Source organism: Phycicoccus mangrovi (assembly GCF_018729305.1).
Lineage (GTDB): Bacteria > Actinomycetota > Actinomycetes > Actinomycetales > Dermatophilaceae > Phycicoccus > Phycicoccus jejuensis.
The window spans coordinates 11,879-24,423 of sequence record NZ_JAHHWP010000014.1; the positions used below are offsets into that span (position 1 = coordinate 11,879).

The 12,545-nt window shown below is 69.2% G+C and carries 23 protein-coding genes; all 23 read right to left on the bottom strand.

Going from position 1 to position 12,545, the window contains the following annotated elements; translation table 11 throughout:
- Window positions 1-8: 8 nt before the first annotated feature.
- The 23 genes from KMZ30_RS12125 to rplC all read right to left on the bottom strand — a co-directional run bounded on the left by KMZ30_RS12125 (window position 9) and on the right by rplC (window position 12,541).
- Entirely contained in the window at window positions 9-950 is a 942-nt protein-coding gene (locus KMZ30_RS12125) for a DUF559 domain-containing protein (RefSeq protein ID WP_215514065.1), read from the bottom strand.
- 200 nt (window positions 951-1,150) lie between these two features.
- Entirely contained in the window at window positions 1,151-1,711 is a 561-nt protein-coding gene (locus tag KMZ30_RS12130) for an adenylate kinase (protein WP_215514123.1), read from the bottom strand.
- 64 nt (window positions 1,712-1,775) lie between these two features.
- The gene (gene secY / locus KMZ30_RS12135) at window positions 1,776-3,089 is read right to left on the bottom strand and encodes a preprotein translocase subunit SecY (RefSeq protein ID WP_215514067.1); all 1,314 of its coding nucleotides are present in this window, start codon (window positions 3,087-3,089) and stop codon (window positions 1,776-1,778) included.
- Window positions 3,090-3,264: 175 nt separating this feature from the next.
- Window positions 3,265-3,756 carry a 50S ribosomal protein L15 gene (rplO, locus tag KMZ30_RS12140; RefSeq protein ID WP_051750200.1) on the bottom strand — a complete coding sequence of 164 codons (492 nt, stop codon included), beginning with the start codon at window positions 3,754-3,756 and terminating at the stop codon, window positions 3,265-3,267.
- Between the two features lie 2 nt (window positions 3,757-3,758).
- Window positions 3,759-3,941, bottom strand: a complete 183-nt coding sequence (gene rpmD / locus KMZ30_RS12145) for a 50S ribosomal protein L30 (RefSeq protein ID WP_030526847.1) — start codon at window positions 3,939-3,941, stop codon at window positions 3,759-3,761.
- Window positions 3,941-4,582, bottom strand: coding sequence for a 30S ribosomal protein S5 (gene rpsE, locus KMZ30_RS12150; protein WP_030526846.1), 642 nt, complete (start codon window positions 4,580-4,582; stop codon window positions 3,941-3,943). Before rpsE ends, rpmD begins: the two co-directional genes overlap by 1 nt.
- Window positions 4,583-4,628: 46 nt before the next feature.
- Window positions 4,629-5,003, bottom strand: coding sequence for a 50S ribosomal protein L18 (rplR, locus tag KMZ30_RS12155; RefSeq protein WP_308279860.1), 375 nt, complete (start codon window positions 5,001-5,003; stop codon window positions 4,629-4,631).
- Window positions 5,004-5,006: 3 nt separating this feature from the next.
- Window positions 5,007-5,543: a 50S ribosomal protein L6 gene (gene rplF, locus KMZ30_RS12160; RefSeq protein WP_215514068.1), complete on the bottom strand. Its 537-nt coding sequence runs from the start codon at window positions 5,541-5,543 to the stop codon at window positions 5,007-5,009.
- 12 nt (window positions 5,544-5,555) lie between these two features.
- Window positions 5,556-5,954 (bottom strand): 30S ribosomal protein S8, encoded by a 399-nt coding sequence (rpsH, locus tag KMZ30_RS12165; RefSeq protein WP_030526843.1) that lies wholly within the window; start codon window positions 5,952-5,954, stop codon window positions 5,556-5,558.
- A gap of 109 nt (window positions 5,955-6,063) precedes the next feature.
- On the bottom strand, window positions 6,064-6,249 hold the full coding sequence (locus KMZ30_RS12170; RefSeq protein WP_030526842.1) for a type Z 30S ribosomal protein S14: 186 nt from the start codon (window positions 6,247-6,249) through the stop codon (window positions 6,064-6,066).
- 1 nt (window position 6,250) lies between these two features.
- Complete coding sequence (gene rplE, locus KMZ30_RS12175; protein WP_030526841.1) at window positions 6,251-6,811, bottom strand: 50S ribosomal protein L5; 561 nt, start codon at window positions 6,809-6,811, stop codon at window positions 6,251-6,253.
- A 5-nt stretch (window positions 6,812-6,816) separates the two neighbouring features.
- Complete coding sequence (rplX, locus tag KMZ30_RS12180) at window positions 6,817-7,161, bottom strand: 50S ribosomal protein L24 (RefSeq protein ID WP_030526840.1); 345 nt, start codon at window positions 7,159-7,161, stop codon at window positions 6,817-6,819.
- Between the two features lie 3 nt (window positions 7,162-7,164).
- Window positions 7,165-7,533: a 50S ribosomal protein L14 gene (gene rplN / locus KMZ30_RS12185; RefSeq protein WP_030526839.1), complete on the bottom strand. Its 369-nt coding sequence runs from the start codon at window positions 7,531-7,533 to the stop codon at window positions 7,165-7,167.
- Between the two features lie 80 nt (window positions 7,534-7,613).
- Complete coding sequence (rpsQ, locus tag KMZ30_RS12190; RefSeq protein WP_051750125.1) at window positions 7,614-7,901, bottom strand: 30S ribosomal protein S17; 288 nt, start codon at window positions 7,899-7,901, stop codon at window positions 7,614-7,616.
- Window positions 7,898-8,134: a 50S ribosomal protein L29 gene (rpmC, locus tag KMZ30_RS12195; protein WP_308279861.1), complete on the bottom strand. Its 237-nt coding sequence runs from the start codon at window positions 8,132-8,134 to the stop codon at window positions 7,898-7,900. The genes rpsQ and rpmC overlap by 4 nt, the downstream gene beginning before the upstream one ends.
- A complete protein-coding gene (rplP, locus tag KMZ30_RS12200; protein WP_030526836.1) occupies window positions 8,134-8,553 on the bottom strand; it encodes a 50S ribosomal protein L16 in 420 nt (139 codons plus the stop codon). The genes rpmC and rplP overlap by 1 nt, the downstream gene beginning before the upstream one ends.
- A 3-nt stretch (window positions 8,554-8,556) precedes the next feature.
- The gene (gene rpsC, locus KMZ30_RS12205) at window positions 8,557-9,354 is read right to left on the bottom strand and encodes a 30S ribosomal protein S3 (protein WP_030526835.1); all 798 of its coding nucleotides are present in this window, start codon (window positions 9,352-9,354) and stop codon (window positions 8,557-8,559) included.
- On the bottom strand, window positions 9,354-9,752 hold the full coding sequence (rplV, locus tag KMZ30_RS12210; protein ID WP_030526834.1) for a 50S ribosomal protein L22: 399 nt from the start codon (window positions 9,750-9,752) through the stop codon (window positions 9,354-9,356). Before rplV ends, rpsC begins: the two co-directional genes overlap by 1 nt.
- Complete coding sequence (gene rpsS / locus KMZ30_RS12215; protein ID WP_030526833.1) at window positions 9,752-10,033, bottom strand: 30S ribosomal protein S19; 282 nt, start codon at window positions 10,031-10,033, stop codon at window positions 9,752-9,754. Before rpsS ends, rplV begins: the two co-directional genes overlap by 1 nt.
- A gap of 15 nt (window positions 10,034-10,048) precedes the next feature.
- Complete coding sequence (rplB, locus tag KMZ30_RS12220; protein ID WP_215514069.1) at window positions 10,049-10,885, bottom strand: 50S ribosomal protein L2; 837 nt, start codon at window positions 10,883-10,885, stop codon at window positions 10,049-10,051.
- 20 nt (window positions 10,886-10,905) lie between these two features.
- Window positions 10,906-11,205 (bottom strand): 50S ribosomal protein L23, encoded by a 300-nt coding sequence (gene rplW, locus KMZ30_RS12225; protein ID WP_030526831.1) that lies wholly within the window; start codon window positions 11,203-11,205, stop codon window positions 10,906-10,908.
- A complete protein-coding gene (gene rplD / locus KMZ30_RS12230) occupies window positions 11,202-11,885 on the bottom strand; it encodes a 50S ribosomal protein L4 (protein ID WP_051750122.1) in 684 nt (227 codons plus the stop codon). The genes rplW and rplD overlap by 4 nt, the downstream gene beginning before the upstream one ends.
- 2 nt (window positions 11,886-11,887) lie before the next feature.
- Window positions 11,888-12,541, bottom strand: coding sequence for a 50S ribosomal protein L3 (gene rplC, locus KMZ30_RS12235; RefSeq protein WP_030526830.1), 654 nt, complete (start codon window positions 12,539-12,541; stop codon window positions 11,888-11,890).
- Window positions 12,542-12,545 lie beyond the last annotated feature (4 nt).

The following is a 12,545-nucleotide window of genomic DNA, read 5'->3' on the forward strand; positions in this document are numbered from 1 at the left end:
ATCACCCGTCAGATGGCCAGACCGCGCGGGTCCAGCCCGAGAGCCCGGGCGAAGCGCAGGAGGCACGCCGTGCGTCGGCCGCCGACCTTGACGTCCTCCGCCCAGATCTCCAGCACCGACCAGCCCTCGTCCTCCAGGGCCGCTCGACGCGAGGCGTCCATGCTGCGGCGCCGTCTGCTCGCGTGGTCCGAGCCCTGGTACTCGCCGACGACCCGGGCCTCCCGCCACACGAGATCCCCCTCGGCCACCCACTCCCCGACCCGGTCGACGAGGTCCGCGTTGACCTCCGGCTCCGGGAAGCCGGCCCGCACGAACATCAGCCGGCTCCGGCTCTCCATCGGAGACCTGACGCCGGGCCGCACGTCCTCGAGAGCCGCCAGGAGCATCAGCTTGCCGCGTGGCCGCACCCGCTGCTCCAGTGGCTGCCGCAATGTCCACTGTGCGTCCCGGGTCCCGGTCGTCACCGACGCGACGACGGCGTCGCCCGCCACGACCAGGTCGTCCACGGCGAGGTGCCGCCGGCCCATCTCACCGAGGTCGCACCACGTCTCTTCCGGCGCCACCACCGTCACGCCGTGCACGACGGCGAGGCGTCTGGATTCCAGGCCACGGTGGCCGAGGCAGCCGCGACGTCGTGCCTGCCCGTCAGCAGTCGGAGCCATCACGTGCAGCGGTCCCTCGAGCGCGAGGGTTTCGAGGTGCGACGGCAGGGGGATGCCGAGAAGGGCCGCGGCGGTGACGTGGGAGTAGGCGCGATCGCTCGGGAGGCCGACGGCGAACGCGGCGGCCCGGTCCACGAGACCGACGGGCACCGACCGCGCGTGGACCCCGCGGGTCGGATGCACGAGGTCGCTCCGCCGCAGGCGCGCCGGCGTGACTCCGGCCTCACGCGCGGCGGCGGTGCTGAACGGGCCGCCCACGAGGGCGGCAGGCAAGGACGCGGGCTCCATGCCCGGAGGGTGTCGAAGTCCGGCCGGCCGACCGCGGACTTCTCCACAGCACCCCGTCGAGTGAACAGAACACGCCGTCTGCACATCGGCTCGGACGGCGTGTTCTGTTCACTCGACGGGTGGGAGGGTGCGGGGGAACGCCAGAGCTCCCGCGGCTCCGGAGTGGTTCCGGGTGCCGCGGGAGCTCCTGCGTGCGGGGGTCAGGCGAGGGCGGAGGTGATCCGCTCCGTCACCGCGTCGACCTCGCCGTCGCCGTCGACCTCGACGAGGAGGCCGCGCTCCCGGTAGGTGTCCGACAGCGGCTTGGTCTCGCGGTGGTAGATGGCCATCCGCTCGCGGATGACCTCCTCGGTGTCGTCGACGCGACCCTCGATCTCGGCGCGCTTGAGCAGCCGGCCCACGACGACGTCGTCGTCGACGGTCAGCTCGAGCACGCGGTCGAGGGAGCCGCCGGACGCGGCGAGCATCCCGTCGAGGGCTTCGACCTGGGCGAGGGTGCGCGGGTAGCCGTCGAGGAGGAACCCCCGTGCGCAGTCGTCCTGGCCGAGGCGGTCCTCGACGATGGCGTTGGTGATCTCGTCGGAGACGTAGCCGCCGGCGGCGAGGATCGCCTTGACCTGCTGCCCGAGCTCGGTCTCGTTCTTGATGTTGGCGCGGAAGATGTCGCCGGTGGAGATGGCGGGGATGCCGAAGTGCTCGGCGATGCGGGAGGCCTGCGTGCCCTTACCGGCACCGGGCGGACCCAGGATGATCAAGCGCATCATGACGGGGACCCCGCGAAGTATCGGGGGGAGCGAAGCGGAGGGAGAACTTCGTGGGGTGTCATCAACGGAGGAACCCTTCGTAGTGACGCTGCTGCAGCTGGGCCTCGATCTGCTTCACGGTCTCGAGTCCGACACCGACGATGATGAGGATCGACGTGCCACCGAACGGGAAGTTCTGGTTGGCGTTGACGAGGACCAGCGCGACGAGCGGGAGGAGCGAGATGAGCGCGAGGTAGATCGCGCCGGGCACGGTGATCCGGGTCAGGACGTAGTTGAGGTACTCGGCCGTGGGTCGCCCGGCGCGGATACCCGGGATGAAGCCGCCGTACTTCTTCATGTTGTCGGCGACCTCGGTGGGGTTGAACGTGATCGACACGTAGAAGAACGTGAAGAACAGGATGAGCGCGGTGTACAGCGCCATGTAGATGGGGTGGTCGCCGCGGGTCAGGTAGCTCTGGATCCAGTCGACCCAGCCCGGGTTGACACCGTTGGGTCCCTGGTTGAACTGCGCGACGAGCGTGGGCAGCGTCAGCAGCGAGCTCGCGAAGATGACCGGGATGACGCCGGCCATGTTGACCTTGAGCGGGATGTAGGTCGAGGTGCCGCCGTAGACGCGGCGCCCCACCATCCGCTTGGCGTACTGGACCGGGATGCGGCGCTGGCTCTGCTCGACGAAGACGACGAGGGCGATGACGACCAGGCCCAGGAGGATGACGAGGAGGAAGACGCCCCAGCCGCTGCGCTGCTGGATGTCCCAGAGCGAGGTCGGGAACTGCGCGGCGATCGAGGTGAAGATGAGGAGCGACATGCCGTTGCCGACGCCCTTGTCGGTGACGAGCTCGCCCATCCACATGATGACGCCGGTGCCGGCGGTCATCGTGAGGACCATGATGAGGATCGTCACGACCGAGCTGTCGGACAGGATGTTCGTGCAGGACGGGTTGTTGAACAGCGTCTGCGGGTTCTGCGCGAAGGTGATGAGCGTCGAGCTCTGGAGGACCGCGAGACCGATCGTCAGGTAGCGCGTGTACTGCGTCATCTTCGTCTGCCCGGCCTGGCCCTCCTTCTTGAGGGCCTCGAACCGCGGGATGACCACCGTCAGCAGCTGGATGATGATGCTCGCCGTGATGTACGGCATGATCCCCAGCGCGAAGATCGACAGCTGGAGGAGCGCTCCCCCGCTGAAGAGGTTGATCAGCCCGAGCAGCTGGTTGCTGTTGTCGGCGCCGGCGATGCAGCGCTGGACGAGCGGGTAGCTGACCCCGGGGGTCGGCACGTGCGAGCCGAGCCGGAAGAGCACGATGATGAACAGCGTGAACAGCAGCTTCCTGCGCAGGTCGGGCGTCTTGAACGCGCGGCCGAAGGCGGTGAGCACAGGGTCCTCCGTAGGTGGCGGCCGGTGGGTGGTGGCCGCGTCGGTCAGCGATCCGTCACAACATACCCGGTGACCCGGCGGGGGCCGGGATGCACGGGTGGGGTGAACGCGCGGCAGGGCCGGCTCCGGGGGATGTCCCGGAGCCGGCCCTGCGACACGCGGTCATGCGGGGGCGTCAGGCGGTCGTCGCCGAGCCGCCTGCCGCCTCGATCTTCTCCTTGGCGCTGCCGGAGAACGCGTGGGCCGTGACGTTGACGGCCGACGTGATCTCGCCGCTGCCGAGCACCTTCACGAGGTGCCCGTCGCGGACGGCGCCCTTGGCGACCAGGTCCTCGACCGTCACGTCGCCACCCTGCGGGTAGTGCGTGTTCAGCCAGTCGAGGTTGACGACCTGGTACTCGGTCTTGAACGGGTTCTTGAAGCCGCGGAGCTTCGGGAACCGCATGTGCAGCGGCGTGGTGCCGCCCTGGAAGCCGGCGGGCACCTGGTACCGGGCCTTGGTGCCCTTGGTACCGCGACCCGCGGTCTTCCCGCGCTTGCCACCCTCACCGCGACCGACGCGGATCTTGGCCTGCTTGGCGCCGGGCGCCGGACGCAGGTGGTGGACCTTGAGCGCCGAGGCGCCCTCGGACGCCGCGGCCTTGGCGGCCTTCGTGGTGTCGGCCATGATCACTCAACCTCCTCGACGGCGACGAGGTGCGTCACCGTCCGGACCATGCCACGGATCTCCGGGCGGTCCTCCTTGACGACGACGTCGCCGATGCGCTTCAGACCGAGGGTGCGCAGCGTCTCACGCTGGTTCTGCTTGCCCCCGATCCCGGAACGGGTCTGGGTCACCTTGAGCCGCCCCATCACGCACCGGCCTTCGCCTCGGCCAGGCCGGCGGCCTGGGCGCGGAGCATCGCGGCGGGCGCGACCTGGTCGACCGGGAGGCCACGGCGGGCCGCGACGGCCTCCGGGCGCTCCAGGCCGCGCAGGGCCTCGACGGCCGCGTGCACGATGTTGATCGCGTTGTCCGAGCCGAGGCTCTTGGACAGCACGTCGTGGATGCCGGCGCACTCGAGCACCGCACGGACCGGGCCACCGGCGATGACACCGGTACCGGGGCTGGCGGGGCGGAGCATGACGACACCGGCGGCGGCCTCACCCTGGACGGGGTGGGGGATGGTGCCCTGGATGCGCGGGACGCGGAAGAAGTTCTTCTTCGCCTCCTCGACACCCTTGGCGATCGCCGCGGGCACCTCCTTGGCCTTGCCGTAGCCGACGCCCACGGTGCCGTCGCCGTCGCCGACGACGACGAGCGCGGTGAAGCTGAAGCGGCGGCCACCCTTGACGACCTTGGCGACGCGGTTGATGGTCACGACGCGCTCGAGGTACTGGTTCTTCTCGGCCTCGCGGGAGTCACGGCCGCCGCGACGGTCGTCGCGGCCTCCACGACGGTCGCCGCGCTCGGCGCCGCCGGTCCCGGTGCCTCGACGCTGGGGTCCTGGCATCAGATGTTCCTCTTCTCGACGTTCGTGGTGGTACGGGCAGCGAAGGTCACAGGGCCAGCCCGCCTTCCCGAGCGCCGTCCGCGATGGCGGCGACGCGACCGTGGTACTTGTTGCCGCCACGGTCGAACACGACGGCCTCGACACCCGCGGCCTTGGCACGCGAGGCGACGAGCTCGCCGACCTTCTTGGCCTTCTCGCGCTTGTCGCCCTCGAGGGCGCGCACGTCGGCCTCCATGGTCGACGCCGAGGCGACGGTCTTGCCGACCGTGTCGTCGACGACCTGGACGAAGACGTGGCGCGAGGAGCGCGAGACGACGAGGCGGGGCCGGACGGCGGTACCGCTGACCAGCTTGCGGACTCGGGTGTGACGGCGCGTGCGCGCGGCCGACTTGCCCTTGGCGCGCTTGACGATCATGGCCATCGGTTACTTACCAGCCTTTCCGACCTTGCGGCGGATGTGCTCGCCCGCGTAGCGGACGCCCTTGCCCTTGTACGGGTCGGGCTTGCGGAGCTTGCGGATGTTCGCGGCGACCTCGCCGACGAGCTGCTTGTCGATGCCCTGGACCGAGAACCGGGTCTGGTTCTCCACCGCGAAGGTGATGCCGGCCGGCGGCTCGACGGTGATCGAGTGCGAGTACCCGAGGGCGAACTCGAGGTTCGAGCCCTTGGCCAGCACGCGGTAACCGGTGCCGTGGATCTCGAGCTTCTTCTCGTAGCCCTCGGTGACACCGAGGACCATGTTGTTGATGAGCGAGCGCGTCAGGCCGTGGAGCGAGCGCGAGGCGCGCTCGTCGTCGGGCCGCTTGACCTCGAGCACGCCATCGGCCTGCTCGACGGTGATCGGCTCGGCCACGGTGTGCGAGAGCTCGCCCTTCGGGCCCTTCACGGTGACGTGCTGACCGGAGACGGTCACGTCGACACCCGAGGGGACGGTGACGGGGAGACGTCCGATTCGAGACATGTCTGCTACCCCTTACCAGACGTAGGCGAGGACTTCCCCACCCACACCCTTGTTGGCGGCCTGACGGTCGGTCAGCAGGCCGGACGACGTCGAGATGATCGCGACACCGAGACCACCGAGCACCTTGGGAAGGTTGGTGGACTTGGCGTACACGCGCAGCCCGGGCTTGCTCACGCGGCGCAGGCCGGCGATGGAACGCTCACGGTTGGGGCCGTACTTGAGGTTCACCGTGAGGGTCTTGCCCACCTCGGCGTCCTCGACGGACCAGCCGGCGATGTAACCCTCGGCCTCGAGGATCTCGGCGACGTGGCTCTTGAGCTTCGAGAACGGCATGGAGACTGCGTCCTTGTGCGCCGAGTTGGCGTTCCGGACGCGGGTCAGCATGTCCGCGATCGGGTCGGTCATGGTCATTGGGCTTCTCCGCCCTCTCTCACCGTGGTTTCTGCCGGGGATCCCGGCGGACCTGCGATGTAGATGGTCTGTGGATGGGGTGCCGCCCGGGGGCGGCGGAGGTGAGGACTTACCAGCTGGACTTGGTCACACCGGGGAGCTCGCCCGCGTGGGCCATCTCCCGCAGGCAGATCCGGCACAGGCCGAACTTGCGGTAGACCGAGTGCGGACGCCCGCAGCGCTGGCACCGCGTGTAGCCGCGGACCGCGAACTTCGGCTTCTTGTTCGCCTTGTTGACCAGGGCGGTCTTGGCCATGTCAGTTCTCCTTGAACGGGAAGCCGAGCGCCTTGAGCAGCGCGCGTCCCTCGTCGTCGTTCGTCGCGGTGGTGACGACCGTGATGTCCATGCCGCGGACGCGGTCGATCTTGTCCTGGTCGATCTCGTGGAACATCGACTGCTCCGTGAGGCCGAAGGTGTAGTTGCCGCGGCCGTCGAACTGCTTCGGCGAGAGGCCGCGGAAGTCGCGGATGCGCGGCAGCGCGATGGTGACGAGCCGGTCGAGGAACTCCCACATCCGGTCGCCGCGCAGCGTGGTGTGCGTGCCGATCGGCATGCCCTCACGCAGCTTGAACTGGGCGATGGACTTGCGGGCCTTGGTCACGACCGGCTTCTGGCCGGTGATGGCGGTGAGGTCGCGGACGGCACCCTCGATGAGCTTGCTGTCCTTGGCGGCGTCGCCGACACCCATGTTGACGACGACCTTGACGACACCCGGGACCTGCATGACGTTGGCGTAGCCGAACTGGTCACGCAGGGCGCCCTTGATCTCGTCCTGGTAGCGCGCCTTGAGGCGGGGCTTGGTAGCGGTCTCGGCCATCTCTCTCACAGGTCCTTGCCCGAGCGCGCGCCGACGCGGACACGGCTCGTCTTCTGACGGCCGTCACGCTCGACGGTCTCGACGCGGGTCTTGATCCGGGTGGGCTTCTTGTCCGAGGGGTCGACGATGGCCACGTTGCTCACGTGGATCGGCGCCTCCTGGACGACGAGGCCACCGGTGCGGCTGCCCCGGGTCGACTCGCCGGCCTTGGTGTGCCGGGTCACCCGGTTGACACCCTCGACCGTGACGCGGCCGGTCTCGCGGTTGACCGCGATGACCTTGCCGGTCTGGCCCTTGTCCTTGCCGGCGAGCACCTGGACGGTGTCGCCCTTCTTGATCTTCGAGGCCATGGTTCAGAGCACCTCCGGGGCCAGGCTGATGATCTTCATGAACTTCTTCTCGCGCAGCTCGCGCCCGACCGGGCCGAAGATGCGCGTGCCACGGGGGTCACCGTCGTTGCGGAGGATGACCGCGGCGTTCTCGTCGAAGCGGATGTAGGAACCGTCGGGACGACGGCGCTCCTTGCGCGTCCGGACGATGACGGCCTTGACGACGTCGCCCTTCTTCACGTTGCCGCCCGGGATCGCGTCCTTGACGGTGGCGACGATGGTGTCGCCGATGCCGGCGTACCGGCGACCGGAACCACCGAGAACACGGATGCAGAGGATCTCCTTCGCACCGGTGTTGTCGGCGACACGCAGTCGCGACTCCTGCTGGATCACTGTCTAACTCCTACTCGTCGTGCTGGTTCTCGCCGGGGGCGAGCCTGGCCGAACTGACTGGATTGCCTTGCGGCAGAGGCTTACTTGGCCTTCTCGAGGATCTCGACGACGCGCCAGCGCTTCGTCGCGGACAGCGGCCGGGTCTCCATGATGAGGACGCGGTCGCCGATGCCGGCGGCGTTGGCCTCGTCGTGGGCCTTGACCTTGCTCGAGCGGCGCATGACCTTGCCGTAGAGCGCGTGCTTGACGCGGTCCTCGACCTCGACGACGACGGTCTTGTCCATCTTGTCGCTCACCACGTAGCCCTGGCGGGTCTTGCGGTCGTTGCGGCTGACGGTGGTCACGGTCTCGTCCTTCTTCTCGCTCACTTGGCCTCACCCTTCACGCCGATGCCGAGCTCGCGCTCACGCATCTCGGTGTAGATCCGGGCGATGTCCTTGCGGACGGCGCGGAGCCGGCCGTGGTTGTCCAGCTGCCCGGTGGCGGACTGGAAGCGGAGGTTGAACAGCTCCTCCTTGGCCTTGCGCAGCTCGTCGACGAGACGGTCGTCGTCGAAGCCCCGCATCTCCTTGGGGCTCAGGTCCTTGGAACCGACTGCCATCAGAAGTCACCACCCTCACGCCGGACGAAGCGGCACTTCATCGGCAGCTTGTGCATCGCGAGACGCAGGGCCTCGCGCGCGACGTCCTCCGGGACACCGGAGAGCTCGAACATGATCCGACCCGGCTTGACGTTGGCGATCCACCACTCGGGGGACCCCTTGCCGGAGCCCATGCGGGTCTCGGCCGGCTTCTTGGTCAGCGGGCGGTCCGGGTAGATGTTGATCCAGACCTTTCCGCCACGCTTGATGTACCGGGTCATCGCGATACGCGCGGACTCGATCTGACGGTTCGTGACGTAGGCGGGCTCGAGGGCCTGGATGCCGTAGTCACCGAACGCGATGGTCGTACCGCCCTTGGCCATACCCGAGCGACCCGGGTGGTGCTGCTTGCGGTGCTTGACTCGACGGGGAATCAACATGGGTCAGGACTCCTCGGTGCTCGGAGCGGCCGGGGCCTGCTCCTGCTGGGCCTGGGCGGCGGGGGCCTCGGTGCGACGGGCGCGGGCCGGGCGGTCGGCGCCGTCACGACGCGGGCCGCGACCCTGGCGCGGAGCCGTGGCCTGCTGGGCCGCGAGCTCGCGAGCCGTCATGTCGCCCTTGTAGATCCACACCTTGACGCCGATGCGCCCGAACGTGGTCTTGGCCTCGTACAGGCCGTAGTCGATCTGCGCGCGGAGGGTGTGCAGCGGCACGCGACCCTCGCGGTAGAACTCGGTGCGGCTCATCTCCGCGCCGCCGAGGCGACCGGAGACCTGCACGCGGATGCCCTTGGCGCCGGCGCGGGTGGCGGACTGCATGCCCTTGCGCATGGCGCGACGGAACGAGACACGGGCCGACAGCTGCTCGGCGATGCCCTGCGCGACGAGCTGGGCCTCCTGCTCGGGGTTCTTGACCTCGAGGATGTTCAGCTGCACCTGCTTGCCCGTGAGCTTCTCGAGCTCACCGCGGATGCGGTCGGCCTCGGCGCCGCGGCGGCCGATGACGATGCCCGGGCGGGCGGTGTGGATGTCGACGCGGACGCGGTCACGCGTGCGCTCGATGTCGACACGGGCGATACCGGCGCGGTCCATGCCCGTGGACATGAGCTTGCGGATCGCCACGTCCTCCTTGACGTAGTCGCGGTAACGCTGACCCTCCTTGGTGGAGTCGGCGAACCAACGGCTCTTGTGCTCCGTCGTGATCCCGAGACGGAAGCCGTGCGGGTTGACCTTCTGACCCATCAGCGGGTGCCTCCGTTCGTGGTCTTGGCGGGCTTGGGAGCGACGACCACCGTGATGTGGCTCGTGCGCTTGTTGATGCGGCCGGCGCGGCCCTGGGCGCGCGGACGGAACCGCTTCATGGTCGGGCCCTCGTCGACGAAGGCCGCGGAGACGACGAGCTCGCGCTCGTCGAACCGCTCGGCCGTCTTGTCGGCGCGGACGCGGGCGTTGGCGATCGCGGACTCGAGGACCTTGAGGACCTGCTCGCTCGCCGCCTGGGGCGCGAAGCGCAGGACCGACACGGCGTCGGGCGCAGCCTTGCCGCGGATGAGGTCGACGACGCGACGCGCCTTCATCGGCGTGATGCGGGTGTGGCGGGCGGTCGCCCGCGACTCCAGCGTGGTGTTGTCGGTGGCCATCAGCGACGACGCCCCTTCTTGTCGTCCTTCACGTGACCCTTGAAGGTGCGGGTCGGTGCGAACTCGCCGAGCTTGTGGCCGACCATCGCCTCGGTGACGAACACCGGGGCGTGCTTGCGGCCGTCGTGGACGGCGAAGGTGTGGCCGAGCATGTCCGGGCTGATGACCGAACGGCGCGACCAGGTCTTGATGACGTTCTTGGTGCCCGCTTCGTTCTGGACATCCACCTTCTTCTGAAGGTGGTCGTCGATGAAGGGGCCCTTCTTCAGGCTACGAGGCATTCCACAGGCTCCTTATCAGCGCTTCTTGCCAGTACGACGGCGACGCACGATGAGCTTGTCGCTGGGCTTGCCGGGGCGGCGGGTGCGGCCCTCGGGCTGGCCCCAGGGGCTCACCGGGTGGCGACCACCGGAGGTGCGGCCCTCGCCACCACCGTGCGGGTGGTCGACCGGGTTCATGACGACACCACGGACGGTCGGGCGCTTGCCCTTCCAGCGCATGCGGCCGGCCTTGCCCCAGTTGATGTTCGACTGCTCGGCGTTGCCGACCTCGCCGACGGTGGCGCGGCAGCGCACGTCGACGTTGCGGATCTCACCGGACGGCATGCGCAGCTGCGCGTAGGGGCCGTCCTTGGCGACGAGCTGCACGCGCACACCGGCGGAGCGGGCGATCTTCGCGCCGCCACCGGGCTTGAGCTCGACGGCGTGGATGACCGTACCGGTCGGGATGTTGCGCAGCGGGAGCGTGTTGCCCGGCTTGATGTCGGCCGAGGGGCCGTTCTCGATCGTCGCGCCCTGCTCGAGGCCGCGCGGCGCGAGGATGTAGCGCTTCTCGCCGTCGGCGTAGTGCAGGAGCGCGATGCGCGCCGTGCGGTTGGGGTCGTACTCGATGTGCGCGACCTTGGCCGGCACGCCGTCCTTGTCGTGGCGACGGAAGTCGATGACGCGGTAGGCGCGCTTGTGGCCACCACCGATGTGACGGGTGGTGATGCGGCCGTTGCTGTTGCGACCACCGCTCTTGGTCAGCGGACGGACGAGGGACTTCTCGGGGGTGGAGCGGGTGACCTCGACGAAGTCGGCCACGCTCGACCCGCGACGCCCCGGCGTCGTCGGCTTGTACTTGCGGATACCCATGGTGTAAGTCCTCAGCTTCCTCAGGCGCCGGCGCTGCCGAAGATGTCGATCGAGCCCTCGCGGAGGGTGACGATCGCGCGCTTGGTGTCCTTGCGCTTGCCGGTGCCGAACCGCGTGCGACGGGACTTGCCCTGGCGGTTCATCGTGTGCACGGAGTCGACCTTGACCTTGAAGATCTCCTCGACGGCGATCTTGATCTCGGTCTTGTTCGACCGCGGGTCGACGAGGAAGGTGTACTTGCCCTCGTCGAGGAGGCCGTACGACTTCTCGGACACGACCGGCGCGATCAGGATGTCGCGGGGGTTCTTGCCCTGGCTCACTTCTCGTCCTCCACATCGGCCTCGGCGGCCTTCTTGGCCGGAGCCTTCTTCGCCGCGGCCTTCTTGGCGGGCTTCGCAGCGGCGACGGTCTCACCGGTGAACGCCTCGTAGGCGGCCTGGGTGAAGACGACGTCGTCGGCGCAGAGCACGTCGTAGGTGTTGAGCTGGTCGACCGCGAGCACGTGGACCTCGGCGAGGTTGCGCACCGACTTCAGCGACACGATGTCGCTGCGGTCGAGGACGACGAGCAGGTTCGGGCGCTCGGTGAGGCCGGCGAACAGGGCCTTGGCGTCCTTGGTCGAGGGGGCCTCGCCGGTGGCGATGGACTCGACGACGTGGATGCGGCCGTGGCGCGCCCGGTCGGAGAGGGCACCGCGCAGGGCGGCGGCCTTCATCTTCTTGGGGGTGCGCTGGTTGTAGTCACGCGGCTGCGGGCCGTGCACGGTGCCACCGCCGGCGAACTGCGGCGCACGGGTCGAACCCTGGCGGGCGCGGCCGGTGCCCTTCTGGCGGTAGGGCTTCTTGCCACCGCCGCGGACGTCGCCGCGGGTCTTGGTGGCGTGCGTGCCCTGGCGGGCCGCCGCGAGCTGCGCGACGACGACCTGGTGGATCAGCGGGACGTTGGTCTGGACGTCGAAGATCTCCGAGGGGAGGGTGACGTCGAGCGTCGTGGTAGCCATGGTCAGGCCCCCTTCGCGGCCGAGCGGACGAGGACGACCGCACCGCGGGGACCGGGGACGGCGCCCTTGACGAGCAGCAGGCCCTTGTCGGCGTCCACGGCGTGGATCGTGAGGTTCTGCGTGGTGTGGCGCACGCCGCCCATGCGGCCGGCCATGCGCATGCCCTTGAACACGCGGCCCGGGGTGGCGCAGCCACCGATGGAGCCGGGCTTGCGGTGGTTCTTGTGCGCACCGTGCGAGGAGCTGACGCCGTGGAAGCCGTGACGCTTCATGACACCGGCGAAGCCCTTGCCCTTGGTGGTCGCGCTGATGTCGACCGAGGAGCCGGACTCGAAGGTGTCGGCGCCGAGCTCCTGGCCGAGCGAGTACTCGCCCGCGTCGGCGGTGCGGATCTCGATGAGGAAGCGGCGCGGGGTCACGCCGGCCTTCTCGAAGTGGCCGGCCAGCGGCTTGGTGACCTTGCGGGGGTCGATGGCGCCGTAGCCGAGCTGGACGGCCGCGTAGCCGTCGACGTCGGCCGCGCGGACCTGGGTCACGACGTTCGGACCGGCCTGGATCACGGTGACGGGCACGAGTCGGTTGTTCTCGTCCCACACCTGGGTCATGCCGAGCTTGGTGCCCAGCAGACCCTTCTGGGTCTTCGTGGCAGTAGTCATCGCG

Bases quoted from the DNA above. Each gene is read 5' to 3' on its own strand.
- KMZ30_RS12125 (WP_215514065.1), bottom strand. From the start codon at position 950: ATGGAGCCCGCGTCCTTGCCTGCCGCCCTCGTGGGCGGCCCGTTCAGC.
- KMZ30_RS12130 (WP_215514123.1), bottom strand. From the start codon at position 1,711: ATGCGCTTGATCATCCTGGGTCCGCCCGGTGCCGGTAAGGGCACGCAG.
- rplO (WP_051750200.1), bottom strand. From the start codon at position 3,756: ATGGCCGACACCACGAAGGCCGCCAAGGCCGCGGCGTCCGAGGGCGCC.
- rpmD (WP_030526847.1), bottom strand. From the start codon at position 3,941: ATGGGGCGGCTCAAGGTGACCCAGACCCGTTCCGGGATCGGGGGCAAG.
- rpsE (WP_030526846.1), bottom strand. From the start codon at position 4,582: ATGCCAGGACCCCAGCGTCGAGGCACCGGGACCGGCGGCGCCGAGCGC.
- rplR (WP_308279860.1), bottom strand. From the start codon at position 5,003: ATGGCCATGATCGTCAAGCGCGCCAAGGGCAAGTCGGCCGCGCGCACG.
- rplF (WP_215514068.1), bottom strand. From the start codon at position 5,543: ATGTCTCGAATCGGACGTCTCCCCGTCACCGTCCCCTCGGGTGTCGAC.
- rpsH (WP_030526843.1), bottom strand. From the start codon at position 5,954: ATGACCATGACCGACCCGATCGCGGACATGCTGACCCGCGTCCGGAAC.
- KMZ30_RS12170 (WP_030526842.1), bottom strand. From the start codon at position 6,249: ATGGCCAAGACCGCCCTGGTCAACAAGGCGAACAAGAAGCCGAAGTTC.
- rplE (WP_030526841.1), bottom strand. From the start codon at position 6,811: ATGGCCGAGACCGCTACCAAGCCCCGCCTCAAGGCGCGCTACCAGGAC.
- rplX (WP_030526840.1), bottom strand. From the start codon at position 7,161: ATGGCCTCGAAGATCAAGAAGGGCGACACCGTCCAGGTGCTCGCCGGC.
- rpmC (WP_308279861.1), bottom strand. From the start codon at position 8,134: ATGGCAGTCGGTTCCAAGGACCTGAGCCCCAAGGAGATGCGGGGCTTC.
- rplP (WP_030526836.1), bottom strand. From the start codon at position 8,553: ATGTTGATTCCCCGTCGAGTCAAGCACCGCAAGCAGCACCACCCGGGT.
- rpsC (WP_030526835.1), bottom strand. From the start codon at position 9,354: ATGGGTCAGAAGGTCAACCCGCACGGCTTCCGTCTCGGGATCACGACG.
- rplV (WP_030526834.1), bottom strand. From the start codon at position 9,752: ATGGCCACCGACAACACCACGCTGGAGTCGCGGGCGACCGCCCGCCAC.
- rpsS (WP_030526833.1), bottom strand. From the start codon at position 10,033: ATGCCTCGTAGCCTGAAGAAGGGCCCCTTCATCGACGACCACCTTCAG.
- rplB (WP_215514069.1), bottom strand. From the start codon at position 10,885: ATGGGTATCCGCAAGTACAAGCCGACGACGCCGGGGCGTCGCGGGTCG.
- rplD (WP_051750122.1), bottom strand. From the start codon at position 11,885: ATGGCTACCACGACGCTCGACGTCACCCTCCCCTCGGAGATCTTCGAC.
- rplC (WP_030526830.1), bottom strand. From the start codon at position 12,541: ATGACTACTGCCACGAAGACCCAGAAGGGTCTGCTGGGCACCAAGCTC.